Source organism: Nocardia sp. NPDC056541, from assembly GCF_042794235.1.
In the GTDB taxonomy this organism is placed as follows: domain Bacteria; phylum Actinomycetota; class Actinomycetes; order Mycobacteriales; family Mycobacteriaceae; genus Nocardia.
Window position 1 is genome coordinate 1 of the sequence record NZ_JBHTUD010000050.1, and the last position, 1,339, is coordinate 1,339.

A 1,339-nucleotide genomic window follows, 5' to 3' on the forward strand; every position below is an offset into this window, starting at 1 on the left:
GCGGAGATGCGACGAAGGAGCGATTCCGCGGCGCCTAACCGGCGGCCCCTCAGGGCCGCGGACACGCGCGCGCCAGCGCGCCAATAAACACAGCGTCAAACCGTCCTGGGACTACCGAACAACTGTCCACAGAACCACCCCACCCGGCACACCCGAGTACATCCGCAGAAAACCAGCGAGGCGCGGATTCCGAAGAATCCGCGCCTCACTGATAGTTCGTCTTCAGCTGTCAGTTCTTACGCCCCGGCGACTTCGCACCGGACTTGAACCCGAGACCGCCCGGCTTGGCAGTCGGCGGCGCCACCGAGGTGCCGTTGCCGTTGCCATTGGAAGGCTCGGCCTGAGTAGCCGGTTCCGCCGCAGCAGTTTCGGTTTCGGCCGCAGCCGGCTCCTCAACCGGAGCCGCCTCAACCGGAGCCACAGCCGGAGCCGCCTCAACCGGAGCCGCAGCACCGGGCGCCTTCGGCCCTGGACGCTTCAACCCGGACTTCATAGCCAGCCCCTTGGCGGGAACCGACGGCTTCGATTCGGCAGGAGCCGAAACCGCAGGCGCGGCAGGAGCTTCAGCGGGAGCCGCCTCCGCTGCCGACGCTTCAGCTGCCGGAGCCGCCGGGGCGGCCGCCTTGGCACCAGGCGCCTTAGCCTTGCCCTTCATGCCAAGCCCCTTGACCGGCGCGGCGGGCGCCGCAGCGGGAGCGGCTTCGGCGGGAGCAGCCTCGGCGGCAGAAGCCTCCGCAGCAGGAGCAGCCGCAGCCTTCGCCCCCGGCGCCTTCACCCCACCCTTCATCCCGAGCCCGCCAGGAGCCTTGGCAGCACCCTTCATCCCCAGCCCCTTGACCGGAGCCGCAGGGGCCGCGGTCTCAGCGGCCGCAGCCGCGTCTGCCGGAGCTGCGTCAGCCGCAGGAGCCTTGGCACCAGGGGCCTTGGCGCCACCCTTCATACCGAGCCCGCCACCGGGAGCCTTCGCTCCACCCTTCATGCCCAGACCCTTGGCCGGAGCAGCTGCGGCCGGAGCAGCAGGCGCTTCAGCGGATGCCTTCGCACCCGGCGCCTTGGCAGCGCCCTTCATCCCGAGTCCACCGCCGGGAGCCTTGGCAGCACCCTTCATACCCAGGCCGCCACCGGCGGGAGCGGCCTTCGGCGCGGCGGTGGTCGCGGTCGCGACCTCGGCCACCGGCTCCGGTTCCACCTCGGGTTCCGGTTCAGCCTTGGGCTCCTGGACGACGACCAGGTTCGCCGACAGTGCCGCGGAATCGATACGGGTGATCGAGTCCAGCATCAACTGCGAGACATCGACAACCTCGACACCCTCGCCCTGACCCTGCTCCTGACGCGCGGT

Annotated in this window: 1 pseudogene; it reads right to left on the bottom strand. The window is 70.3% G+C overall.

The annotated features are described in order from the left end of the window. Positions 1-229 precede the first annotated feature (229 nt). Positions 230-1,339 (bottom strand): annotated as a pseudogene (locus ACFQ9R_RS34675) (Fe-S oxidoreductase); the annotation flags it as partial.